This window comes from Ktedonobacter sp. SOSP1-85 (assembly GCF_016587415.1).
Taxonomy (GTDB): Bacteria; Chloroflexota; Ktedonobacteria; order Ktedonobacterales; family Ktedonobacteraceae; genus Ktedonobacter.
Map to the genome: position 1 here is coordinate 3,344,657 of NZ_BNJI01000001.1, position 23,733 is coordinate 3,368,389.

Consider the following 23,733-nt stretch of genomic DNA (forward strand, 5'->3'; position numbering starts at 1 on the left):
GCTGGCGTGATATAATACCAGCGTTATTACCACTTATGCTCGATGAGGAGCATATCAACAGTTATTGAATTTGTGTGTAATTGTGCTTAAATATCTTCTACTTGCATACATTTTTCCCTCTTGACAAATGTAGCGCAATTGCGTACAATGCGTGCATGGATGCTAAAAAGTACGCAAATTTTCGTGCATTTAAAGAAGACATTGAAACTCTCAAAGTGGTAGCTGCGCTTCGTCGAGAAAGTATGGTTCACACGTTCAAGCATTTGGTTCAGCAAGAATATATCCGTTTGCAACGACAGCAGAAGGAGGAATGCAAGGATGCTGCTTTGCAAAAAGATCAGGATTGAGGTTTCTGAGCAAGATGCCGCCACCCTTGAATTTATGCAAGGCAAGTGTCGTGGGCTGTACAACTGGTGGGTGATGAAGCTCAGGGCGGGTGAGAAGTGGGATCTCTATGAGGCGAAACGAAGCTTGCAAGAAAGTAAGCAGCATGATCCTCAACTTGTTCAGGTCTATGGCAAACTGCTTCAAGAGGTCTACTATCGCCTTCATGGCGCAATGAAAGCCTTCTATCGCAGAGTCAAAGCAGGAGAGAAACCCGGTTTCCCACGTGTGCGCCCACGGCACTGCTTTTTTACGCTCTGCTATCCAGCCATGTACATCAAGATTGAAGGTGACAAGCTCATTCTGCCCACAGGAGGCGGAGGCAAGCATGGTGCAAAGGTCTATCACAACATCATTGCACGTCTCACAGAAATACCTCCAGAGGGCTATAAGGAAGTGGCGATCAGCCGAGATGCCAGAGGCAACTACTCTGCCTCTTTCCCGGCTGAGCGAACACCCAAGCCATGCCCAACCGATGGTGTTGCCGCCTTTGATGTAGGCGTCAAAATACTGGCAACGGGCGTGAATGAGCAAGGCAGAATCTATACAGTCGGAGGCTTCAAAGGGTCACGCTGGTACAACAAACAACTGGACAAAATTCGGTCAAAGCGTGACAAGTGCAAGAAAAAGTCACGCCGTTACTTGCATTTGAGCAAGGTGTACAAGCGCGTTTCCCAGAAGAAACGCAATAAGCAAAGGGATAGTCTGCATAAGGCTTCCCATTTGATAAGCCACAACTTGGTTGAAAGAACTATTGTGGTGGGGGATCTTTCCCAACGGCAAATGGTCACAAAACAGCATAGAGAACGCAATAAACACCTGAATCGAGCGGTCTATAACGAGTGGGGGCTGTATGCCTTTCTCGAAATGCTCAAGTACAAATGTGTCCTCTCTGGGAAAGAGTTGCATTTCTTAGATGAGCGCAACACGAGCAAGATGTGTTCTGGCTGTGGCAATGTACAAGCAATGCCGCTCTGGAAACGCACCTATTGTTGCGTTGAATGTGGACTCGTGATGGATAGAGATGAAAATAGTGCTCATAATATCCTAGCGAGGTTCTTTGCTCGGCGAGAGCCACACGCTCAGGCTGGTTCTGAGTGCGGTGTGCTGCATGCGACCCAAAGCGGTGTAGAAGTCAAGGAGGCTTCCTGTGAGGGGCAAGTGCAGCAATTGAATCTATTTGAGAGTGCGTGAGCACTTTTGAGTAGATTTAGAAAGGCAGATGGATATGACTATGACTCAAGAGACCCGCATCGAACGCGACTCAATGGGCGAGATGCAGGTTCCTATAGACGCTTATTATGGCGCGAGCACACAGCGTGCAGTGCTAAACTTCCCCATTAGCTCGCTGCGCTTCCCCCGCGCCTTCATTCGCGCGCTTGGCCAGATTAAGCAGGCAGCCGCGCAGACCAATGAGGAGTTGGGGACCGTTGATGGCACTATCGCCGAAGCCATCGTTAAGGCGGCGCAAGAGGTCATTGATGGCAAGCTGGACGCGCATTTTGTGCTGGATATTTTTCAGACCGGCTCTGGCACCTCGACCAATATGAACGCCAATGAGGTGATCGCCAACCGCGCCAGCGAGCTGCTGGGTGGTTCCCGTGGCTCGCGCAAGGTGCATCCCAATGATCATGTCAACTTTGGTCAATCCTCCAACGATGTCATTCCCTCCGCGATACATCTCTCGGCACTGGTCAGCATAGAGAAAGACCTGGCGCCCGCGCTTCAGGAGCTTCAGCAGGCCTTGCAGGAGAAGGCTGACGAGTTTATGCCCGTGATCAAGACCGGGCGCACCCACCTGCAGGACGCGACCCCTATTCGCCTGGGCCAGGAGTTTCTGGGCTATGTAGGTCAGATTGAACGCGGCATCGCTCGTGTGCGCCACGCGCAGGGCGAACTGGCTGAGCTGGCCCTGGGTGGAACAGCCGTTGGCACAGGGGTGAATACGCATCCCGAGTTCTCGGCCCGTGTCTGCCAGCGCCTTTCCCAGGCTAATGGCATCGAGGTACGCGAGACGAGCAATCACTTCCAGGCCCAGAGCACGCTGGATAATGTCGTAGAGGCGAGCGGTGCGCTCAATACTCTGGCGGTCAGCCTGATGAAGATCGCGAACGACATTCGCTGGCTTGGTTCTGGTCCCCGTGCGGGCATCGGCGAGATCGAACTGCCCGCCGTACAGCCTGGTAGCTCGATTATGCCGGGTAAGGTGAATCCAGTCATTGCTGAGTCGGTCTGTATGGTCTGTGCCCAGGTGATAGGCAATCATACGACGATTACAGTCGCAGGCCAGGCGGGTAATTTTGAGATCAACGTTATGATGCCGGTCACAGCCTACAATCTCTTGCAGTCTATTGAGTTGCTGGCGGCCTCGGCGCGCAATTTCACGCGTCAGTGCATCAAGGGCCTGAAGGCGACGACGAAGGGACCCGAGATGGTCGAGCGTGGCCTGGCGATCTGTACCTCGTTAGCGCCAGTGATTGGCTATGATGCCGCCGCCGCGATCTCGAAAGAGGCGCATAAAACGGGCAAGACCATTCGCGAGGTGACCCGTGAGAAGACCGACCTCTCCGAGGCGGACCTGGATCGCATCCTGGACCCCTCAAGCATGACCAGACCCGGCCTGGACGGAGGACCCACCGCAGGCTAAACAGACAGGACCGGAACACACAGTTCCGGTCTTTCTTTTTTTCGTTGGGAAATAAACTGTGTCAAGGAGGCTTTATGGCTTCGATGTCTCAACCTTCAAAGGATGATATAAAGCGCCAGTTTGGGCGTATGTCTCATGCCTATGTCGAGAGTGTGACCCATGCTAAGGGACATGACTTGCAACTCTTGCTGAACCTGTTAGCACCTCAAGTAGGCATGCGTGTGCTGGATGTCGCGACGGGCGGTGGCCACACGGCGCTGGCGGTAGCGCCATATGTGCAGGAAGTCGTGGCCTCTGACCTCACACCCGAGATGCTGGAGCGCGTCCAGGAGCTATGCCAGGCGCGTGGCGTGACGAATATCTCTACCCAGGTGGCCGACGTCGAAGATCTGCCCTTTCCAGACGCGGCGTTCGACGCTGTGACCTGCCGTATCGCCCCTCACCACTTCCTGGATATCGAGCGCGCGGTACGTGAGATCGCGCGCGTCCTGCGCCCGAGTGGCTTCTTTGTGCTTGAAGATAGCCTGGTCCCGGAAGCGCAGGAGTTGGACCAGTTTATTAATACCGTCGAGAAGATGCGCGATCCAACGCATGTGCGCTCCTATAGCGAGATGGAGTGGCGGCGCTTCCTGGAGCAGGCAGGCTTCAGGGTCGCCGAAGCTCAGATTTTCCGCAAGACGCATACCATTGCCGACTGGCTGCGGCGTGCCGGTGTGGATGATGCCATCAGGCAGGGCGTGTACCAGGCCTTCGTCGAGGCCTCGCCAGCCGCCAGGGAGCACTATGAGATCAGCTTCCAGGATGATGGCACTCCGGTGACATTTACCGACGATAAACTGCTCTTGCGCGCTGAGAAGGCATAGATAACTCTGCTGGGAAATTTCGTTGCAAAGTCGTATACTGCTTAGCGAAGCTGGCGCCCCATAATGCTCATGGGCTTGTCGCCGCCGGGAAAGTAGAAGTGAGGCAGGAGGGGCAGCCAGCCACGTTTGCGATAGAGCTGCATACCATTGGTCTCGCCGTCATAGGTTGAGAGCAGAGCTGTGCGGTGAGGCGTGTTTTGGAGCAAGATATCGTGGAGCCAGCCTCCAAGGCCACAGCCCTGCGCGCCTGGCAGCACCGCTAGCTCCACCAGTTCCAGAGTATCCTGGAACCATTCGCACGCCATGGCGTGAGGCATAGCCCCGCGGATCGTATCATGCCACCACTGGCCTGGGCGGCTGGTATAGCCATAGATAAAGCCTGCAATTCGCCGAGTCTCTTCGTCGTAGGCCGCGTGGAAGCGAAAGCCGGAGCGCAGGCTATGGCGCGGTAGGACCAGCCCAAAGCTCTGTACCCCTTCTTCCTGTGTGTTGTAGGGTGGGGCTTCAAAGGCCTGGCGATAGACATCAAGAATCTGTTCTGTCCAGTATTTGATCTCCTGGGGACCCAGGGTAAGCAAGCGTATGCGCACAGTAACCTCTCTTCTACCACATGCACTTCTAGAGCCAGATACGCCATCTCTCCGCGTTCTCTACGCCGGATGAATCGGAGAGATGAGCGTGATTGGGCCAGGTGACAGCCTCAGAATCCAGCCCTTTATAGGCGATGGCAATGGCGCCAGACCACGTCTCATTCGGTCCCAGCGCGTCCATCTCTTCCCGCGAGAAGAAACGAGCATCATCGACCTCGGCCAGATTGGGTAGCAGTTCGCTGAGAGGTGAGATAAGATGGGCCTTGTACATAAAGAAGTAGTTGTGTTCGCCATCGTCCATCACCCACAGGCGTACTCCAAGCAGGCCCTCAATCTCAACGTGCAGGTTAGTCTCCTCGACGGTCTCGCGCGCAGCTGCCTGGTCCGGCAACTCGCCTGCCTTTACACGCCCCGCAGGCAGCAGGTAACGCCCTTTGGTGACGCCATAGCGGTTGCGTACTAGCAAGACCTTGTTATCGTGAACCACGATGGCGCCCGCGCCCAGGCTCAGGGGACGCTTAGGGCGTGCCACTGGCTCGTTGAGTATCTTTTCTGGCTCCGTCATGGCGTGCTGCTCCTCTTTTCTAACCTTCGCTATGTTCTAGCTTGTGTGCAAATATTATAGCATTCAGGCTTCGTTTCATGGAATAGTAGTTTCTGAAAGAAGAATGGGCCAGCCTGGAAACTCCCAGGCTGGCCCATTCTTCTTTCAAAAGCTTAAGGCACGAGGCGGTGCATGTCGCGGGGGAAGGTCGTTGTCAGGCGTACGTTGGGCGCGCCGAGCAGCTGCATGAGCAGGCGCTCGGAGCCAATGGCGAACCCTCCATGTGGTGGCATGCCATAGCGGAAGGCCTCCAGGTAGTGCTCAAATGGCTCCATGGACATGTTGCGGCTCTGGAGCGCCTCCAGGTAGTCCGCGTAGCGATGCAGGCGCTGGCCACCGGTCACAAGTTCCAGGCCACGGAAGAGCAGGTCGAATGAGTTAGTGTATTCAGGCCGCTCCGGGTCTGTATGGGTGTAGAAGGGGCGCTTCTTCGTGGGATAGCCCGTTACGTACAGGAAGTCGCTCCCAAACTCCTTCATCGCCCACTCTCCCAGCCAGCGCTCGTCCTGGGGCGAGAGGTCTGGCTCGCCTCTGACGTCGACCTTGTGCAGTTTCAGGATAAGCTCCTGGGCGTCCTGAAAGTGGATATGTGGGATCTCGGCTGGCACAACAGGCAGGTTGGCCTTGAGTAGCTCTAGTTCGGGTGCGCAGTGCTCCTGAAAGGCACCAATAATGTCCGCCAGGATGTCGCGTAGGAGCGCCATAATCGTGAAATGGTTCTCGATAAAGCCCATCTCTACGTCCAGGCTGACGTATTCGTTCAGGTGGCGTGTTGAGTCATGCTCCTCGGCGCGGAAAACGGGGCCAACCTCAAAGACGCGCTCGAAGACACCAACCATGATCTGCTTGTAGAGCTGTGGACTTTGCGCCAGGTACGCGGGCCGCCCAAAGTAATCGAGCTTGAAGACGTTGGCGCCACCCTCCGTGGTCGTGCCAAGGATCTTGGGCGTGTGGATCTCGGTAAAGCCTCGGGTGAGCACACTCTCGCGAAAGGCCTGTGACAGAACGGACGAGAGGCGCAGCACTGCTCGCCGGGTAGGATGCCGGTGCGTAATCACGGCGTGATCGAGTAGCGTGCTAAGCTGAGCGTTGATCTTGCGTTTGTTGATGGGGAAGGGAGGCGTCTCGCGAATCGGCTCAATAAGCTCAATCGCCAGGTTGTGGAGCTCAATGCCGCCGGGGGCCTGGAGAACGCTCTCGACCAGCCCTTCAATCGCGACCAGGCTCTCGACTCCCGCCTCTGCCTCGGTTAGGGATGTGATCTCTGCCTCGCTCTCGGCCACGGCCTGAATCTGGCCCCAGCCATCGCGAATAACGAGGAAGTGAATGCTACCAAGTTGGCGCCAGGATTGCAACCAGCCCTGCACGCGTACGCGCTCACCGACATGTTTATGGATTTCCGTAGTTAATGTTCTTGCCTTCTGCATGGTGTATGCTCCTTCTCATAAAATTTCTGTGTTTTGAGCGCAGGGAAGCATACCTGAAGTCATACAGACATGCAGTTGTCAGGTGCTTCCCAGAATATTTATAGTGTTGTTGTTATCATCGTCGTCGTTACCGTCGTCACTCTCCATAGGCATCCTTTCTCTGCTTCAAGCGAATGTTGGTGGCTTGACGGACAAAACAAAAAGCCCTCATCCTTTGGAGGACGAGGGCATCAATTGCTTTTTGCCTGTCGTGGTACCACCACCATTCGCCCCGAGCAGTCTGTAGCCTTTACAAGGCAGACCTCTCAAGGGGCCTCAGCCGGTTTTATCTTTGCCTGTACGCAAGAGGTAAAACCGTCACGCGTTAACGGGCGCGATCCCGAAGGAACAGCTACTGCGCCTAGTGTATCGTTCTTTGTAGGCGGTTCACTGCCTGGCTCAGGGGTGTCATTAAGCAGGACCAACTGTGATGCTTGCAGCCATGGCATCGCTCTCTGTGTGTTGGGATAACTACTTAATATGTCCCATTCATCGCCTGTATACGATTAATGTTTGTTCTATATAGCATAACATGGCTTTGATGGCGCTGTCAAGCTTTTTTGACCTTCAATGGGGTTGCAAAGTCTTCTTCGCGCTTGCGGCGGTGAGCAAAAGCAGGAAAAGAGCTTTTTCGAGGACACCTCGCGCTCCCTTTCTGAAAAGGTTTTATGTTCAAAGTTCAAAGGAGATTTCTCTCGTCTCAAACTCTATGCTTTTGCTTCGCAGATAGTCTATGACTTCAAACATCATACCTTCAACAATGTCTCGCAGCTGTTCAGGATTATAGATAACTTCTCCTATGACAAATCTCCCAAGAAGCCTAAATGAAGGGAAATTGATTGGGAGTGCCATTGCCCGCTCAGGCAGGGCAACAGCACTGGTATAAAACGACTTGTTGACGATACCAAGAAAGATGGCGAATTTGGTGAAGAGGTGATAGGCATTGTAGTAGGCCTGGCCCATGCTGCCAGTACAGGTTGTGTTGATGAATTTGTTGCACTCCTCATAGATCTCTTCGACAAACACCTGCCTCACATAAGGTGCAAAATCCCTCTGTACAAGGGTTTGAAAGGTCTCTTTATATGAGGCAAACACTCCCCGCTCATCATATAAAGGGATAGCCGTGACAAATTTACCCGCCAGAAAGGGCCAGCGCATATGCACAGTTGTGATTTTTCCGAGGATGATATCCTGGCTGAAGACATCGACTGTATACTTCAACCCATCAATAATAGCGTTAAAATCGTCTGCGATACCTGCACCCTGTATCACGGCAATCATATCGAGATCAGAGAAATCTTTATCTTCTCCCCGTGCCACCGAACCAACAATGGCAACCGCCAGCAAATTATCCCGATATTGCTCTTTTAATTTTGCCACGATTTCTTGCGCAAGTTGTAAGCGCTCTTCACGTGTCTTTTTCACCGGATAATGCATCGTAGCTTCCTCCTTGTGCTACAGATTGTAGCAATCTTTACCTATCTCATGTCTTTCTTCAGGAGTGCCTTCACGCCGCAGACGTTTCGCGGGAAGGGGGTATGGGCGGAGCAAGCCGAGGCAAGAAGCAGAAGAGAATTCAATAGCTTGGCGCTCAAAGGGAAAGGGAGACGGGTACTGGTCTGCACGTGACCAGTACCCGTCTCCCTTACTGCTCCGATTTTCCTATGCAAACGTATGCAAGCACACGTTCGCACCGAATTTCGTTGTTCCTGTTTCATCCGTAGGTGCCTCCGGGCCGAAGCCCTTTGGTCTTACCCCGCGTCCGCAGGCAAGTTTGCGTCTTCGTCCGAGCCAGTACCGGAGACGGCTTGATCCATGAGCCCGATCAAGCGAAGGGCTTCGCGTAACACATTCTGACCTGCGTTGTGATCTCGATCCTGCGGAAACTGATCATACGGGCAAGCAGGATTCTGACACACAAAGATGCGATCCTTGAGCCTCATCGCTTCCCACGTCCAACCGCAGCAATGACAGGTCTTGACTTCCAGGAAAGAAACGGTCCACTTTGATCACCTGTCCCCCACGTTGCGCCGCTTTTGCCTCGAGCAGACGTCTGAGGGTGCCCAGCGAGGCATCGGCGAACGAGCGAGCGAGACGGCGATTCCTGAGCAGTCCCTTGAGGTGCAGATCTTCCACTCCGATGATCCCGTAGCTGTCGACCAGCCTGGTGGTGAGCTTCTGAAGGGCATCCTGGCGCAGGCAGGTGATGCGATAATGCAGACGGGCGACCTGTCGGCGCGCTTTCTCCCGATTCGCGGATCCCAGTTTTCGGCGATGCAGCCGTTTGTTGGCCTGACGCAATTTCTTGAGAGCGGTTTTGAGGAAGGCTTGGTTTTCGACTTTCTCTCCTGTACTCAAAGTGGCCAGGCGGTTGAGCCCCACATCGATACCCACGGCGGCTGGTTTGTTCACCGGGATGGTCTCAGGGATCTCGACCTGGATGGAAACAAACCACCAATCCGCTGTTTTGGTGATGCGCGCCCCTTTCACGCGGCCCACAAACCGCAGCTTCTCAGCCAGATTGACCCATCCGAGCTTGGGGATCCACATGCGATGATCCCCCAACGCGAATTGATCGTTGGCAAGGTAAAAGGAGGGTTTGCTTGTTTTCTTGCTCTTGAACGTGGGGCGTTTGGCTTTCCCTTCAAAAAACGCAGTGTAGGCTTTTCCCAGATCGAGAAAGGGCTGATCTGAGGCGTTCTTCGTCACCTCCCATGTCCAGGGGAATTGCACCCGCCGAATCTCGTTGAATTGTTTCTTGAGTTTCAAGGCGGTGGGTTTTTCTCCGGCCTCATATTGGCGGTTCCATTCGGCCAGCGCTCAATTCCACACAAAGCGAGCAACGCCTGCGGCACGAGCAAAGTAGTTGGCCTGCTCAGGTGTGGGATGCAGTCTGATCTTATGGGCGCGAATCATGCGGTTCTGCTCTTTCTCTTACCTCATATTTTCTTCAGTATAGGACAAACGTTCTCATCTGTCAAGAAGCTCGAAAGCGTGGCGTCTTGCCCACTATTGATCTCTGTTTCCCAAAAAGTGGGAAACAGTTGCATCCTCTATTTTCGTGGCGACTTCCGGTGGTTGGCCCTCCAAGGAGGTATTTTCCCCTTGTTGGAGCAGGCGGAAGCCGCGTAGGAAGAAGAAGAGGATGGGGCTCAAGAGCAGGCTTGCGGCTGTCAGGGCGGCGCGGATCGAGACGCGCTCGCCGATATAGCCAACGGCTGGGCCACCGCCGATTTGCCCAATGGCATCGATCATGCCTGTGGCTGAGAAGATGGTGGCGCGCACCCGTGAGTCGCTGTTCTGTGTGACCCAGGTGTTATAGAGCGGGCGGCTCGCGGTACGCATGACCCCGACGCCCCAGACAGCGATGAGGGCCAGGTAGAAGTTGCCAGCCAGGGCAAAACTAAGCATACTGATGAGCAACAACGAATTGATGATAGTTAGAGCGCGTAACAGGGAGGGAGCGTGATTCAGGTTCAGGCGGCGGTTGACCAGCTCAGTTGTGGCGATGCCCAGGAGTGAGCCGACCGCGCTAATGATGCCGAACCAGATGACGGGTGTCAGGCCCCACAGGATCGGAAAGGTAAAGTCTTGCAGGAAGTGCACCTGATTCAGGCGATCAAAGCCCTCGCTGGAGAGGCCCATGAAGAGGGTTGCGCCAAAGATGCTGACCAGCATGGGTTTGAGGCTGACCATGTGTCGGGCATCTGTGAGCTGGCGTCCCATGGATTGCCAGGAGTTGCGCTCCTCACGGGGCGTCGGCGTAAAGCCATCCTCGCGCATAATAAAGGGGAGAACCAGTCCCAGGAGCGTGATCAGCAGGGCACCTGTAACAACGGGAACATTGAGGCGTAGGCTACCCAGGGCGACGCTGATAGGAATGCCGACCAGGCCCATAATCTGGCCTATCTGCGAGCCACGGGTAAAGATGCGACCGGCATGTTCCTCGCCGACCTCGTCGACGACCCAGGCCTCCTGGGCGCCATCGATGCAGGTTGCGCCGATCCCCCAGAGGATATTTCCCAGCAGGACAGCTGGAAATGTAGGTACCAGCCCCTCAAGCAGGAAGCCTACTCCCGTCAGGAGATAGCCAATGACGACCGAGAAGCGACGGCTATACACATCGGCGATGACACCGGTGGGAATCTGGGCCAGAAAGCAGGCGGTTTCCAGCGTGGTCCCAACCAGAACGAGCTGCAAGGGATTGAGATGGACGACCTCGGCCTGGTAAATGAGGTTAAGGGTAAACATAATACTGCGGGCCAGGGAATCGATCCCGACCATAAGCAGGTATACGCTATAAGCATTGAGCTTCCGGCTCATAGAATGCATATGCTCTATTTCTCCTCAATGAAAAAAGCAGACAAAAAAAGCCTTAGGGCGCATTCCTCATGGCGGTCCTTGATAAAGTGGATAGAAAAAGGCCATGAGCGTAGCACTCTGGCTGTTCAAGCTAGCTGCTTGAGCGTAGGAATGAGTAATAGAGCAGGAACATCTCGCGGAGAGAGCTTACCTGAGGTTGAGTGTGGAGTTTGTTGCCATACATGAATACCCACAACACTCATGCTCATCGCTTACGCGGCCATGTGAGGCTACGGCGCCGAAGAGAGAGAATGTGGTGGCTGACATGTATAACTCCTTTTCTTATGTGAAGAAGGTGTATGTATAGCCCAACTATAACATGGCGTTCGTGAAAAAGCAAGTAAAATAGGGTAAGAATGACGGTATGATGTTTGAGCTTTTGCCCAAAAACACCATACCGTCATTCTTAACTCTAGCCAACGCGGGCTGGTTGTGGAACAGCATTCCATGCCTGTTGTGGTTGCTGTTGGGGCTGTGCCTCTTTGGGTGCGCCTTCGCTGTTTTGTGTGCGCAACCTCCTGGTGACAAAGAGGAGGAAGGCGATCATCAGTGCGGAGAGCACGACGTAGACGGGTACAATTGCCCACTCGGGGCTGAGCGAGAAGGTGCCAAGCTGGAAATTGTCCTTGGGGAAGAAGGGCAGTAGCTCCAGCCCGGTTGAGCCGTTCCAGATGGCGTGCTGGAGTACAGCGTATGCGCCACACCCGATGCCGAGCAGGATGCGATTATATTTCTTGGTAGAATTTTTATGCGTGAGATAATACCAGCCTAGCGAGACCATGCCTGCGCCAAAGCCATGGAGCAGGCAGGCGCTACTGCGCAGGAGCGCGACCTGGAGCCAGTCCTGGTAGCCCGTGCTGATATACATCACGGTCTCCACCAGACCAAAGCCGATACCGCAGCCCATGCCCATGACAAAGGCCTCGGCAGCGCTGCGCATGCGTCCAAGCATCGTGATCGCGGCCAGGGGCTTGACGGCCTCTTCAACCAGGGGGGCGATGATCGACAGCGTGACCAGCAAGGCGATGATACTCCGAGGATCGCTGGGGAGTTGATCGGGATTACTTAGAATACTGCTGGAGGTTCCCAGGACGAGCCTGACTACCACTTCGAGTAGTAGTTCCAGCACTGAGGCCAGCACAATTGAGATGGTGGCGCCGCTAACCATGGCGACGATAAAACGTCTCCAGGTCGTGGGCCAGGGGGCGGTCTTCGGTTTGCGAATGTGGCGAATGGCCAGAGAGGCTACAGTAAGGGCTGGGAAGACGCCCGCCAGGGCAATCAAGAATAGTGTCAGGGGAATGCTAGCGGTGGCCACACCGCCAATGGACATCGCGATCGCGATACCGATCAGGACCACGTAGAGGGCCAGGAAAATCCAGAATTGTGGAAGTTTAAAGGCCCATGACTGTTTACGCAGCAGCGCGCGAATGCTGTGATAGCCGCAGGCTGCGCCACCAATGATGCCCGCGAAGGCGAGGGCCGTGAACAGGCTGATCGACGCGAAGCGCTGGTCCGCAGGCAGGTTGGAGGTCGCGGTCTCTAAGGTCGAGGTAAGCACCAGCATGAGCACGCAGAAGAGACCTCCCAGAAAGGCGAGGGCCGATGCAATCAGGGTAATAATACCCATTGTGAGCTGGTAGGTGCGCCCTGGCTCCTTAATCTCGGGTTGCGCATAGTAACCATAGGGGTAGCCATAGGCGTATGGATAGCCATATGGCACCTGCCCATAGTAGTAATGGGGTTGTGCGTAGGAAGCGGGGGCATAAGGATTATAGGGCGCATGAGGTGCATAGGGTTGCCGTGCCCCATAGGCCCCATTATGGGCCGCCTGAGGCTGGTATGGCTGATGCACCCGTCCATTTGGCTGTCCAGCCTGCGTAGGAGAGAAGGGAGGCTGGTATGGCGCCCCTAGATAGCCAGAAACATGCTCCCGGTACACAGGTTCCTGGTAGCTGTCACCTGGATAGTCATTATAGTGATGAGAAGAAACCTGGATTGCGGGACGAGGTGTCTCCACCACCTGGTGTTTGTCGAAGGGGTGTTGCCCTGGATTGGCCGCGGGCTGTGAGCCTGGTTGGTGTGGCTCATGCGGCGGCATGTTGTTGCTAGAAGTAGGGCCAGAGACTGGCCTTGAGTCAGTTGGTGACTCGCGATATTCTGCGCCCACGATATTCAAGCCTTCTCTTTTAAACTATTTAGATATGTATATTTTTTGCGATTAATACTTAGTACGAATTGCTAGGGTTAATGGTTGCTACTAAGTATAACGGCTGACCATCTCTGCTGTCAAAGAAGAGGCTTCTACGCTCACTTTTTTCTGCTGCTGGAATCAACCGGCAAGCGTAGCTTCGACCGTGCCCTCACCCAGAACATCTTCAATCTTATGGTGCAGTTCTTCACTGTAGTGCATGGTGTTGTCACCGGGTGTCAGGCGTACTTGCCACTCTCCATTACTAACCAGGATCTCATAGTGGTCGCGCCCCGGACGCTCCTGAATGAAGCGATAGATATCCTGCACTTTGAGCATGTCGTTTTCAATGGCTTGCTGGTCGTTGCCGCTGATCTGGATCGTGAGCCAGACCTGGTAGGGCTTGCGTGGGGCCTCCACCTCTTCAACTTCCAGGACCGCGACGGCGTCGCAGATGATTTCGGGTTCGTCGCGCCGTACCTGAACTCCCCCTTTAATGATCACGATGCTATGCTCTACCCAGCGCTCCCTGGTCTGAGCGTAGAGGCGTGGGAAGACGGTCACGCCGACTGTACCATACATATCTTCTAGTTGGATGACGCACATATCGTCACCCTTTTTGGTGGTAATGCGTCGAGCCTCTTTGACCATGCCTCCAACAATGACTTTCTGGCCAGTGAGTTCATCTGTGATCTGCCCCAGGTGATGTGTGACGCCCTTGCTCGCCAGGGTGTCACTCAGGTGCGTCAGGGGATGTTGCGTAATGTAGACACCGATCAGCTCGCGCTCCCAATCCAGCAACTGCTGCATGGGAATTTCCTCAACATTGGTGGCCAGGCTAAAGGCCAGGGCGCCTCCATGCTCTTCAATATCGCCAAAGAGACTGAGCAGGCCGCGCTCCCGTGCCTCGCGCTCGCCCTTGCCATACTGCATGGCGCGCTCCAGCGAGGCCAGCAGGACGTGGCGCTGGCCTCGCCCAAGTGAATCCAATGCTCCGGCCTTGGCGAGCGTTTCGAGGGCACCCTTGCCGACCGACTGAGGATTAACGCGGATACAGAAGTCAGCCAGGGATTTAAAGGGTCCCTTGGCCTGGCGGGCCTCAATGATGGCATCAATCGGGGCATCGCCAATGCCCTTGATCGCCAGCAGGCCAAAGCGCACACCGCCCTCTTCAACGGTAAAACCCTTGCTGCTCTTGTTGACGTCTGGACCCAGGATTTTGATTCCCATGCGCTTGCACTCGGCAATGGCGTTGGCGATCTTCCTGGCGTCCGCGGCCTCGGTCGTCATCGTGGCGGCCATAAACTCGGCGGTATAGTTGGCCTTGAGGTAGGCAGTAGAGAAGGCTACAACGGCATAGCTGGCGGCATGGGCCTTGTTAAAGCCATAACCACCAAAGGGTTTGATCTGCTCAAATAGCTCCTCGGCGATCTTAGGCGACATGCCATTATGGATACAGCCCTGAATAAAGTCGCCCTTATAGCCCTCGACCTCGTGCATGATCTTCTTGCTCAAGGCCTTGCGGAACTTGTTGACCTTGCCCCAGGAGAAGCCCGCCAGGTTGACGGCGATGAGGAGCACCTGGTCCTGGTAAACGATAATGCCGTACGATTCCTCCAGCCAGGTTTTGAGTCGCTCATCGAGATACTGCACGGCTCGACGTCCATGCTTGGCATCAATGAAGTGCGGAATGCTCTCCATAGGACCGGGCCGGTAGAGGGCGATCATGGCCATAATATCTTCGACACTGGTGGGTTTGAGCTGTTTGATATACTCGCGCATCTTCGCGCCCTCAAGCTGAAAGATGCCGGTTGTCTCGCCTGCGGCCAGCAGCTCAAAGGCCTTAGCGCGCTTACGATCCTGTTTGGGGTCGCCCGTGAGATCAAGGGGCAGCTTCTCCAGGTCGATCTCTTCGCCGCGCGCCTCTTTGATAAACTTGAGCGTGTTATCGACGATGGTCAGATTGGAGAGGCCCAGGAAGTCGAACTTGACCAGCCCCAACTCCTCAAGGTGCGATTGCTCAAACTGGGTAATAAAGCCCTTGCTGGCATCGCGGAAGTCGCGCAGTTGCAGGGGTGCAAAGAGCTCCAGCGGCTCCGAGGAGATGATGACGCCCGCGGCGTGGATGCCGGTATTGCGTACGGCACCTTCCAGCTCCAGCGCCTGGTCGATGATCTCGCGTGCCTCCGGGTTCTGTTCGTAGGTAGAGGTCAGGTCACGCACGCTCTCCAGCGAGCCGCGCAGGGTAACACGGGGGCCAGTAGGGATGAGGCGCGTAATGCGGTCGCCAACGTTCTGCCGCCCCATGGCACGCGCAACATCTTTAACCGACTGCTTAGCCGCCATGGTGTTAAAGGTGACCATCTGTGCCACGTGGTCCACGCCATACTTCTGCGCGACATAGTTGATAACTTCTTCACGGCGATCATCCGGGAAGTCCATATCGATATCTGGCATATCCGCGCGCTCGGGGTTGAGGAAGCGCTCAAAGAGCAACTGGTAACGCAGGGGATCGACGTTAGTGATGCCCAGCACATACGCTAGCAGGCTGCCAGCCGCCGAGCCACGTGCGGAACAGCGAATGCCATGCGAGCGCGCATAGTTAACATAATCCCAGACTACCAGGAAATAGGTCGCGTAGCCCATCTGCATGATAATGCTGAACTCGTAGTCGAGCTGGCGCTTGATAGGCTCCGTCAGCTCGCCAAAGCGATACTTCACGCCTTCAAGGCAGAGGGCGTAGAGATAGTCGTTGGCGGAGGCATACTGCGCTGGGATCTGCACCTGGGGAAGGCTGGCTTTATGAGCCAGGGGATCGACCTCGCACTGCTCGGCCAGGCGGACCGTATTGCTCAAGGCGTCCGGAAGTTCGGGGAAGAGCTGGAGCATCTCCGCTGGACTCTTGAGATAGTACTCGCGACTATCAAACTTGAAGCGTTTCTGGGCATCGATCTGCCTGCCAGTCTGGATACATAAGAGCACGTCATGGGACTGAGCGTCTTCGGCGCGAATATAATGCAGGTCATTGGTGGCGATCAAAGGGATGTGGAGATCCTTGTGCATCTGGTAGAGCATCTGGTTGAGGCGCTCCTGGGGGGAAGGAGTATCATTATCCCAGACGCCGTGGTGCTCCTGAATCTCAAGATAGAGGTTCTCGGGTCCAAAGACATCCTGGTACCAGCGTGCAGCCTGCTGCGCTTCCTGCTGTCTACCCGCCAGGAGCAGTTTGGGAATTTCGGCGGAGAGGCAGCCCGAGGTGACGATCAGCCCCTCGGCATATTGTGCCAGGGCCTTTTTATCGATGCGGGGGCGCAGATGATAGCCTTCGGTATTCGCAATCGTCGTCAATTTCATCAGGTTGCGATACCCGGTATTGTTCTTCGCGATCAGGAGGAGGTGGTAATAGTCATCGCTAAAGCGCCTGGAGTGGTCCTGCATATCTTCCGTGAGATAGGCCTCGCAGCCAATAATAGGATGGACGCCACCCGCGCGACAGGCCTTGTAGAACTCAAGCGCTCCGTACATTGCTCCATGATCGGTGATCGCCAGGTGCTGCATACCTAGCTCTTTTGTCTGCTGTACCAGTTTTTTGATGTGGCTCAAGCCATCGAGCAAAGAATACTCGGTATGCACGTGCAAGTGTGCGAAATCTGCCCCCATGGCGCCTCCTCCATGCGCGATTCATATGTGCCTGTAACGGGAAAATATTATACCGTCAATATATTACTTTATAGAATACGAACATTTGTTCATTCAGTCAAGGTCTGGAAGATTGTATCAGTGTACGACATATACGGTTGAGTGTCTATGTATGTAGGCATAGTTTGAGAGTGTGCTGCGTGCTGGCAAACTGCCAGCACGCAGCACACTCTCAAACTATTTAAACGCTATGGCGTCCCAGGGTGAAGTAGTGATAGCCTCCAAGCGCGCTAAAGAAGAGGAGTTGGGCATCCAGGAGCAGCGCCAGGGCAAGCGCGCTTCCCGCTGGGATGGGCGCGGCGCTAAAGACAGCGATAAGAATGACTTCACGCAGACCAAAGCCGCAGAGCGAGATAGGCAGGATTGAAACCAGGGTGACCAGGGGCACAGCCACGCAGTAGAAGGCGAGCGGTATATGCATGTCCAGAGCCAGGGCGCAGGTCTGGCAGCTAAAGATGGCGCAGAGCCAGGAGAGCAGGCCATAACTAATGGCGAAGAGCAGGGCGCGTGGTCGATTGAGGCTGATACTGAGGGTATTGCCCAGGAGCAGCAGGGCTCGCACCGGGCGATACTCCAGCCATTTGCCAAAGATGATCTCCGGCAGCATCAGGGAGACGAGAAGCGCGCCACTGAAGAGCGCACTAATGCCAAGCGCAAGCAGGACAAACCACATGCTTATAGCGAAGGGAAAACGCTCAGGGCGTAACACCAGCATGGGCACTGCTATCACAAGCATGCCAAGAAAACTGGTGACATGACAAAGCATCATCGCGCTCGCCGCCCCGGTAGGGTTATCGGCGCATTTGCCAACATAGGTAGCCTTAAGCGTATCCCCGTCTATACTGGTCGGGAGAAAATGGTAGAATGTCAGGCTGACCAGGTGAAGCTTGATAAGGTCCGCCAGGTCAAAGCGAATATGTTCGGCGCGCAACAAACGATGCCATTGAAAGGCGTAGGCCACGCTACTCATGCCACCCAGGAGGAAAGCGATGCCCACGAGACCGAGATTTAGCGCATGCAATGTTGTGAACAAAGATGTCCAGGGAGCCGTAATGAGCAGGTAGCCAAGCAGCACCAGGCTCACACTCCCGCGCAGGCTGATAATCAGCCTGCGCTTTCGTTGCTCATGCTGTAGCTGTTCTGTATCGGTCGCAACTTTGCTTGTGTCTGTCTGTGTACTCGCTACCTGGGATTGCCTGATCTGGGGGCGATGTGTAGCATACGCCATAGGTTGACGGGGTTCGGGGGCGCCCGGTACTGTTACCTGTGGGGTTGTCTGGGGGACGTGTTGAAAGGCGCCGAAGTCGCGCAGGCTGTGAAAAGGCCGCAAAGGCATATCGGAGCCTGGGTTTGGTAGCGTCGTCATCTCTTACCCTCCCATCCACAAAGCACATCTTTTGACTTCTCGCGCCTGCGGCGCTCGTCCAGATAGGTGGTTGTGGTGGGTGCTGGCAGCCGCAGGCTGCCAGCACCCACCACAACCACCTATCTGAAAGAAGTTACACACAACATTAATGAATAAACGGCTGCTTCCTGGTATTTACCGCTTACAAGTAAAAGAACGGCATGAATATATTCTAGTAACTCGGAATAGATAAATGTACCAAAGTGCATCTCTATCAATCTTGTCGCTCTTGGGGAAATGGAGTATCATCTAACAAAAAAGCAGACCTGTGGAGCTGATATGATTGGTGATAACCAGACAACGTACGCTTCCTATCCCCTGGTGGTAGGAGTTGACCTTGGAGGGACGCAGATTCGGGCGGCGGTATTGCAGGGTGCGACCTTGCTCTCGCGCGCGAATCTGCTTACCGGTGACAACGGTACCCCCGAACGTGTAATTCCACGCCTCTTCCAGGCGGTAGACCAGGCCTTAGCTGACGCTCAGCTCACGCCTGCCCAAATAGCGGGCATTGGCATTGCCGCGCCGGGGCCACTTAATAACCGCACTGGCGTCGTGATCTCACCCCCCAATCTGCCAGGCTGGACCGATATCCCCCTGCGGGACATCTTTGCCGAGCACTACCAGCTACCTACTTACCTGGAGAACGACGCGAACGCGGCTGGCCTGGGCGAGCATCTCTTTGGCGCCGGCCGTGGCAGCAATGAAATGGTCTATCTGACCATCAGCACTGGCATCGGTGGTGGCGTGATCACTAACGGCAAGATTCTGGAGGGGATCGCGGGAGCCGCGGGTGAACTGGGGCATATTACCGTTGACTGGCGTGGTGAGCCATGTGGGTGTGGTAATGTTGGCTGCCTGGAGGGCCTGGCCTCAGGAACGGGCATCGCGCGCCGTGTCCTGGCTGCTATCGCCCGTGGCGAGGGCGAAGAACTCCTGCGCTTTGCGCGCCAGCAACAGCCTGGGCTGCACGCGGACGAAGAGCTACGTGTAGACGCGCGCCTGGTCGCGCAGGCCGCTATCACTGGTGTGTCCCTGGCCCAGCAGGTCCTGGGCGAGGCTTCAGAGGCGCTGGGTGTTGGTTTAGTCAATATCATTCATATTTTTAATCCCGAGCTTATCGTCCTGGGTGGTGGGCTGATGCAGATGGGCGAGCAACTGCTGGCCCCCGCGCGTGCTATCGTCCAGCAGCGCGCGATGCAGGTGCCTCGCGAGATGGCGCGCATCGTACCCGCCGAGCTGGGTCCCAACGTCGGCCTCGTCGGTGCTGGCGCTCTGATCTACTACAACCAGGCATAAGCGAAAAATAGGTTATACTAAACAGGAACATGGTTTGCATGGAGTGTGGGAGGATGCACAAGCATTTTTATGGCCGCGAATAAAGAGAGACTCGATGTCGCCCTGGTGAGGCGGGGGCTGGTACCAAGCCGTGAGCGTGCGCGTGCGCTGATCATGGCTGGCCAGGTCTTTGTAGGCGAGCGTATGGTTGACAAGGTTGGTTCGATGATACCGCTCGATGTAGAGTGTCGCCTTGCAGAGATCACGCCCGAAATGAAGTATGTCAGCCGTGGCGGGCTGAAGCTGGAGAAGGCCCTGGACGCCTTTCATCTCGATCCAACCGGTCGCGTGGCGATAGATGTTGGCTCGTCAACTGGAGGCTTCACCCAGTGCCTGCTTGAACGTGGGGCACGACTCGTCTACGCGGTCGACGTTGGGCATGGCCAGTTGGCCTGGTCTCTGCGCAACGATCCACGCGTGGTCGTGATGGAGCGCACCAATATCCGGCACCTGGAATCACTCCCAGAGCCAATGCAGTGCGCCGTTATTGATGTCTCTTTTATCTCGCTGCGCCTCGTGCTACCCGCACTTGAACCCCTCTTAGTGCGTTCGCCCGAAACCTGGATCGCCTCGCTCGTCAAGCCGCAGTTTGAGGCTGGCAAGGCCGAGGTGGACCGAGGTAATGGTATTATTAGCGATCCCGAGGTTCACCAACGTGTCCTGCGTGAATTGCAGGAATGGATTCCCCAGCATACAGCGCTACAAGTACTGGAGGTGAGTGACTCTCCAATTTTGGGACGCGATGGGAACCGTGAGTTCCTTTTTCATATACGCTTCCGCGCAGAAGTGTAAGCGCTATTTTATATACGCATACATACGCGCAACCGCGTCTCGTAGCTTACCTCCAATCGGCTGGATGTCGTTTGCTTGCCATACGAGACGCGCCTGCGCGCCTGGTTGGCTATCTTTCGAAGATGAAAGAGGTGTGCCAATGCTCTACGCTAAGCCCATACACGACCCCGCGACGCCACAGGTTATTGTTCCCGATCAGCTCAACGCGACCTCAGTCTTTCTGGATCGTCATCTTGTAGAGGGGCGCGGCGAGCGTCCCGCCATTTATTATGAAGGCCAGACCTACACTTACGCCCAGGTAAGCGAACTGGCGAACCGCGTGGGCAACGCGCTCCTCGACCTGGGAGTAGACCAGGAACAGCGTGTTGCCCTGCTCTTACTCGATTCTCCTTACTTTGCCGCGGCCTTCTTTGGCGCGATCAAGATTGGTGCGGTCCCCGTTCCCATGAATACCCTGCTCCGCCCTGCTGACTATCTCTATATGCTGAATGATAGCCGTGCGCGTGTGCTCCTGGTCCATGCCTCGCTCTGGCCAATTATCCAGGCCTTACGCCCACAACTGGCCTTTCTGCGTCATATTGTGATCGTTGAAGAAAGCGGCACACAGAGCGCACCTGATGCCCGGACGCATGCATTTGAGCCGTGGATCGCGCGGGCCTCGGCGAGCCTGGAGGCGGCGGCAACCGGCAAGGATGATAGTGCCTTCTGGCTCTATAGCTCGGGTAGCACAGGTTTCCCCAAGGGCTGCGTACACTTGCAGCACGATATGTTGTACTGTACCGAGTACTATGCCCGCGCCGTTCTGGGCATACATGAGCAGGATGTTACCTTCTCCGCTGCCAAGCTCTTCTTCGCCTATGGCCTGGGTAATGGTCTCTACTTCCCTTTTGGCGTTGGTGGCTCCGCTATCCACTATCCAGGGCGCGCCGTGGCGGAAGACATGTTTCGCGTGATTGAGCAGTATCGCCCGAGTATCTTCTTTGGCGTTCCCACCCTGTATGCCAGTATGCTGGCGCTGCCTGAGGCCGCACGCCGCTTTGATTGTTCCTCGCTGCGTGTCTGTGTCTCCGCTGGTGAGGCGCTGCCCGCCGATCTCCTGCGGCGTTGGCAGGATGCCTTCCAGGTACCCATTCTCGATGGCATTGGCTCAACTGAGATCCTGCACATCTTTATCAGCAATCGCCTTGATGATATCCGGCCCGGCAGCACGGGCAAGCTTGTTCCAGGCTACCAGGCGCTCCTGGTCGATGAACAGGGCCAGCCTGTACCACAGGGGGATATCGGCAACCTCTTGATTAGTGGCGAGAGTATTGCCGCCTCGTACTGGAACAAACACGAGAAGACGAAGGATACGATTAAGGGACACTGGATCTCTACTGGTGACAAATATTATCTCGATGAGCAGGGGTACTTTTGGTATTGTGGGCGTTCCGATGACATGCTCAAAGTGAGCGGGCAGTGGGTCTCACCAATAGAGGTCGAGAACACCCTGATCGCGCATCCCATGGTGCTTGAAGCGGCGGTAGTAGCTGACTTAGACGAGGCGCAGCTCGTTAAGCCCAAGGCTTATGTGGTTCTCAAGCAGGGGATAGAGCCTTCGGAGACCCTGGAAGAGGAGCTTAAGGAATTTGTGAAGGGGCGGCTGGCACCCCACAAGTATCCGCGCTACATCGAGTTCCGCGCTGAGCTTCCTAAGACCGCGACAGGCAAAATCCAGCGTTTCCTATTGCGAGGCACCGGCGAAACGGTTCCACTTGATATATAGCGTTACTGATGTACGCGCGATCAACCTTCATCTCCACCTTTGTAGTGTCGATAAGGATAGAGAATGATAATAATCCATTTGGGGGCGTCGTGTATTTTGTATCGATGCCCCTGGCGTGTTATCTATATATGTTCAGAACTCGTGAGCAAACAAAGTCTATCCTTAGACACTAGGTGGAATGAAGGTAGAATATGGCGCAAGACCAGAGCGTGGATAACAAAGCCCTCAAAGTGATTCTCGTTGTTGAAGATGACGAGGCCATTGGTGAGGTCATGAAAATGGCTCTCTCCGAGGAGCCACAATTTTATACCCTGCTTGCCACAACCCCGCATGAAGCGCTCAATCTGGCGCATAGTATTCAGGTTGATATGTTAATTATCGATTATCTATTGCGCGAAATGACTGGAATTGAGCTCTATGACCGCCTTCATGCCATGAAAGATCTCTCTCATGTTCCTACAATCATCACCAGCGCGAGCCTGGGTCAGCGCACTGAAGAACTAGAGGAACGTCACCTCCTGGGGCTAGAGAAGCCTTTTGACATTGATACTCTGATGAATACCATCAACCAGTTATTAAGTCAATAAGCTGCCAATGGAAGCCAGGGCTATTTAATTCTCATATATATGGGGTTGAGCATCCTTCGCACCTGCGGCGCTCAGAGTAAAGGGGATGTGTGTGGAAAACGGCAAAGCTGTTTTCCACACACATCCCCTTTATCCCGAGGCGAGCGTAGCGAGCCGAGGCAGGCGCCAGAGGAGAATTGGAAGGCTCTCCTGAGAGGAGAGAAACAGTGCTACAATGTGTGTGCAACCATTTTTGTATACTTCTATAGTGAAGGAGAACCCCTGTTTTGAAGGATATGCATGAGCCATGGAAGACACTATCATCACGGCGGCTTTTAGATACTCCCTATTTGCGGGTGCGTAGCGAGCGCGTAGAGGTACCAGGCGGACCAATCGTTGAAGACTATTATATCATTGAGAACTTCGGCTGGGCGGGCGTGGTACCCGTTACAGAGGATGGTCGTTTCTTGCTCAATCGCCAGTACAAGCATGGTATCGGCCAGGTGGTGCTAGAGTTTCCAGCCGGGGGAATCGATCCAGATGAATTTGAGAATCCGCTTATGACGGCGCACCGTGAGCTGATGGAGGAGACTGGCTATAGCGTCGCAGTGGCCGAGGATATGGAGTTCCTGGCTCACATGTATGCCAATCCCACAGGGGCGCGCACACGCGTCTGGTGGTACCTGGCGCGGAATATCCAGCAAACAGGAGTCCCCAAGCCCGATCCCTTGGAGGTCATTGAGAACCTGCTGGTCACACCAGCGGAGCTACTTGAGCTTATTCATCGCGGGGAGTTTCTGGTACAGGGACAGATTGCGGCCGCGTATATGGCTCTGGAGCGCCTGGGATACCTCAAGCCCGGAGAGTAGACCGGAACATGGCGCGAAGCGGAAAACGGAGAGGACGTGGGGGTGCAGAGGGGCGTCAGCCCCTCTGCACCCCTCTCCCCCGCCGCCGCAGGCGGCATGAATACCTTTCAAATGAAGTTTAACAGAGTAGTAGCAGTCAGTGCGTAGCTTAAAAAAAGCTTTACATATTTCTTAAAGTTCTTTGATGTGCGTCTG

Annotated in this window: 17 protein-coding genes and 1 pseudogene; 9 read left to right on the forward strand and 9 right to left on the reverse strand. The window is 55.0% G+C overall.

The features are described from left to right. The first annotated feature begins 318 nt into the window (after window positions 1-318). The 3 genes from KTE_RS13950 (at window position 319) to KTE_RS13960 (ending at window position 3,894) form a co-directional block, all read left to right on the forward strand. Window positions 319-1,578, forward strand: a complete 1,260-nt coding sequence (locus KTE_RS13950) for an RNA-guided endonuclease TnpB family protein (RefSeq protein ID WP_201381824.1) — start codon at window positions 319-321, stop codon at window positions 1,576-1,578. A gap of 40 nt (window positions 1,579-1,618) precedes the next feature. After that, window positions 1,619-3,031, forward strand: coding sequence for an aspartate ammonia-lyase (locus KTE_RS13955; protein ID WP_236600390.1), 1,413 nt, complete (start codon window positions 1,619-1,621; stop codon window positions 3,029-3,031). Window positions 3,032-3,114: 83 nt separating this feature from the next. Continuing rightward, on the forward strand, window positions 3,115-3,894 hold the full coding sequence (locus tag KTE_RS13960; protein WP_201381828.1) for a class I SAM-dependent methyltransferase: 780 nt from the start codon (window positions 3,115-3,117) through the stop codon (window positions 3,892-3,894). Window positions 3,895-3,935: 41 nt separating this feature from the next. On the opposite strand, the gene KTE_RS13965 is transcribed toward KTE_RS13960, so the two are convergent. From KTE_RS13965 to aspS, 3 genes are all read right to left on the reverse strand, one after another. After that, window positions 3,936-4,484 carry a GNAT family N-acetyltransferase gene (locus KTE_RS13965; RefSeq protein WP_201381830.1) on the reverse strand — a complete coding sequence of 183 codons (549 nt, stop codon included), beginning with the start codon at window positions 4,482-4,484 and terminating at the stop codon, window positions 3,936-3,938. A gap of 28 nt (window positions 4,485-4,512) precedes the next feature. Further along, window positions 4,513-5,049, reverse strand: a complete 537-nt coding sequence (locus KTE_RS13970) for an NUDIX domain-containing protein (protein WP_201381832.1) — start codon at window positions 5,047-5,049, stop codon at window positions 4,513-4,515. Window positions 5,050-5,201: 152 nt separating this feature from the next. Further along, window positions 5,202-6,515 carry an aspartate--tRNA(Asn) ligase gene (aspS, locus tag KTE_RS13975; RefSeq protein WP_201381834.1) on the reverse strand — a complete coding sequence of 438 codons (1,314 nt, stop codon included), beginning with the start codon at window positions 6,513-6,515 and terminating at the stop codon, window positions 5,202-5,204. A gap of 69 nt (window positions 6,516-6,584) precedes the next feature. On the opposite strand from aspS, the gene KTE_RS13980 reads away from it, so the two are divergent. Next, the gene (locus tag KTE_RS13980) at window positions 6,585-7,025 is read left to right on the forward strand and encodes a hypothetical protein (RefSeq protein WP_201381836.1); all 441 of its coding nucleotides are present in this window, start codon (window positions 6,585-6,587) and stop codon (window positions 7,023-7,025) included. A gap of 201 nt (window positions 7,026-7,226) precedes the next feature. Here the strand turns inward: KTE_RS13980 and KTE_RS13985 are convergent, their stop codons facing one another. The 6 genes and pseudogenes from KTE_RS13985 to KTE_RS14010 all read right to left on the reverse strand — a co-directional run bounded on the left by KTE_RS13985 (window position 7,227) and on the right by KTE_RS14010 (window position 18,172). Next, a complete protein-coding gene (locus tag KTE_RS13985; protein WP_201381838.1) occupies window positions 7,227-7,991 on the reverse strand; it encodes a nucleotidyltransferase family protein in 765 nt (254 codons plus the stop codon). Between the two features lie 314 nt (window positions 7,992-8,305). Next, window positions 8,306-9,470: pseudogene (locus KTE_RS13990) on the reverse strand (RNA-guided endonuclease InsQ/TnpB family protein). Window positions 9,471-9,563: 93 nt separating this feature from the next. Further along, the gene (locus KTE_RS13995) at window positions 9,564-10,886 is read right to left on the reverse strand and encodes an MFS transporter (protein ID WP_201381840.1); all 1,323 of its coding nucleotides are present in this window, start codon (window positions 10,884-10,886) and stop codon (window positions 9,564-9,566) included. A gap of 442 nt (window positions 10,887-11,328) precedes the next feature. Next, a complete protein-coding gene (locus tag KTE_RS14000) occupies window positions 11,329-13,086 on the reverse strand; it encodes a PrsW family glutamic-type intramembrane protease (RefSeq protein WP_236600659.1) in 1,758 nt (585 codons plus the stop codon). Window positions 13,087-13,248: 162 nt separating this feature from the next. Beyond that, a complete protein-coding gene (locus KTE_RS14005; protein WP_201381844.1) occupies window positions 13,249-16,767 on the reverse strand; it encodes a DNA polymerase III subunit alpha in 3,519 nt (1,172 codons plus the stop codon). Between the two features lie 220 nt (window positions 16,768-16,987). Beyond that, the gene (locus KTE_RS14010; RefSeq protein WP_201381846.1) at window positions 16,988-18,172 is read right to left on the reverse strand and encodes a lysylphosphatidylglycerol synthase transmembrane domain-containing protein; all 1,185 of its coding nucleotides are present in this window, start codon (window positions 18,170-18,172) and stop codon (window positions 16,988-16,990) included. Window positions 18,173-18,490: 318 nt separating this feature from the next. Between KTE_RS14010 and KTE_RS14015 the strand changes: the two genes are divergently transcribed. The 5 genes from KTE_RS14015 (at window position 18,491) to KTE_RS14035 (ending at window position 23,538) form a co-directional block, all read left to right on the forward strand. After that, the gene (locus KTE_RS14015) at window positions 18,491-19,507 is read left to right on the forward strand and encodes an ROK family protein (protein ID WP_201381848.1); all 1,017 of its coding nucleotides are present in this window, start codon (window positions 18,491-18,493) and stop codon (window positions 19,505-19,507) included. A 69-nt stretch (window positions 19,508-19,576) separates the two neighbouring features. Then, entirely contained in the window at window positions 19,577-20,338 is a 762-nt protein-coding gene (locus KTE_RS14020; RefSeq protein ID WP_201381850.1) for a TlyA family RNA methyltransferase, read from the forward strand. A 139-nt stretch (window positions 20,339-20,477) separates the two neighbouring features. Continuing rightward, window positions 20,478-22,103: a benzoate-CoA ligase family protein gene (locus KTE_RS14025; protein ID WP_201381852.1), complete on the forward strand. Its 1,626-nt coding sequence runs from the start codon at window positions 20,478-20,480 to the stop codon at window positions 22,101-22,103. A gap of 191 nt (window positions 22,104-22,294) precedes the next feature. Continuing rightward, window positions 22,295-22,690, forward strand: a complete 396-nt coding sequence (locus KTE_RS14030; RefSeq protein WP_201381854.1) for a response regulator — start codon at window positions 22,295-22,297, stop codon at window positions 22,688-22,690. A gap of 275 nt (window positions 22,691-22,965) precedes the next feature. Continuing rightward, complete coding sequence (locus tag KTE_RS14035) at window positions 22,966-23,538, forward strand: NUDIX hydrolase (RefSeq protein ID WP_236600660.1); 573 nt, start codon at window positions 22,966-22,968, stop codon at window positions 23,536-23,538. Window positions 23,539-23,733 lie beyond the last annotated feature (195 nt).

Excerpts from the sequence above, each read along its gene's own strand:
- KTE_RS13950 (WP_201381824.1), top strand. The coding sequence starts at position 319 with ATGCTGCTTTGCAAAAAGATCAGGATTGAGGTTTCTGAGCAAGATGCC.
- KTE_RS13955 (WP_236600390.1), top strand. The coding sequence starts at position 1,619 with ATGACTCAAGAGACCCGCATCGAACGCGACTCAATGGGCGAGATGCAG.
- KTE_RS13960 (WP_201381828.1), top strand. The coding sequence starts at position 3,115 with ATGTCTCAACCTTCAAAGGATGATATAAAGCGCCAGTTTGGGCGTATG.
- KTE_RS13970 (WP_201381832.1), bottom strand. The coding sequence starts at position 5,049 with ATGACGGAGCCAGAAAAGATACTCAACGAGCCAGTGGCACGCCCTAAG.
- aspS (WP_201381834.1), bottom strand. The coding sequence starts at position 6,515 with ATGCAGAAGGCAAGAACATTAACTACGGAAATCCATAAACATGTCGGT.
- KTE_RS13980 (WP_201381836.1), top strand. The coding sequence starts at position 6,585 with ATGCAGTTGTCAGGTGCTTCCCAGAATATTTATAGTGTTGTTGTTATC.
- KTE_RS13985 (WP_201381838.1), bottom strand. The coding sequence starts at position 7,991 with ATGCATTATCCGGTGAAAAAGACACGTGAAGAGCGCTTACAACTTGCG.
- KTE_RS13995 (WP_201381840.1), bottom strand. The coding sequence starts at position 10,886 with ATGCATTCTATGAGCCGGAAGCTCAATGCTTATAGCGTATACCTGCTT.
- KTE_RS14005 (WP_201381844.1), bottom strand. The coding sequence starts at position 16,767 with ATGGGGGCAGATTTCGCACACTTGCACGTGCATACCGAGTATTCTTTG.
- KTE_RS14010 (WP_201381846.1), bottom strand. The coding sequence starts at position 18,172 with ATGACGACGCTACCAAACCCAGGCTCCGATATGCCTTTGCGGCCTTTT.
- KTE_RS14015 (WP_201381848.1), top strand. The coding sequence starts at position 18,491 with ATGATTGGTGATAACCAGACAACGTACGCTTCCTATCCCCTGGTGGTA.
- KTE_RS14020 (WP_201381850.1), top strand. The coding sequence starts at position 19,577 with ATGGCCGCGAATAAAGAGAGACTCGATGTCGCCCTGGTGAGGCGGGGG.
- KTE_RS14025 (WP_201381852.1), top strand. The coding sequence starts at position 20,478 with ATGCTCTACGCTAAGCCCATACACGACCCCGCGACGCCACAGGTTATT.
- KTE_RS14030 (WP_201381854.1), top strand. The coding sequence starts at position 22,295 with ATGGCGCAAGACCAGAGCGTGGATAACAAAGCCCTCAAAGTGATTCTC.
- KTE_RS14035 (WP_236600660.1), top strand. The coding sequence starts at position 22,966 with ATGCATGAGCCATGGAAGACACTATCATCACGGCGGCTTTTAGATACT.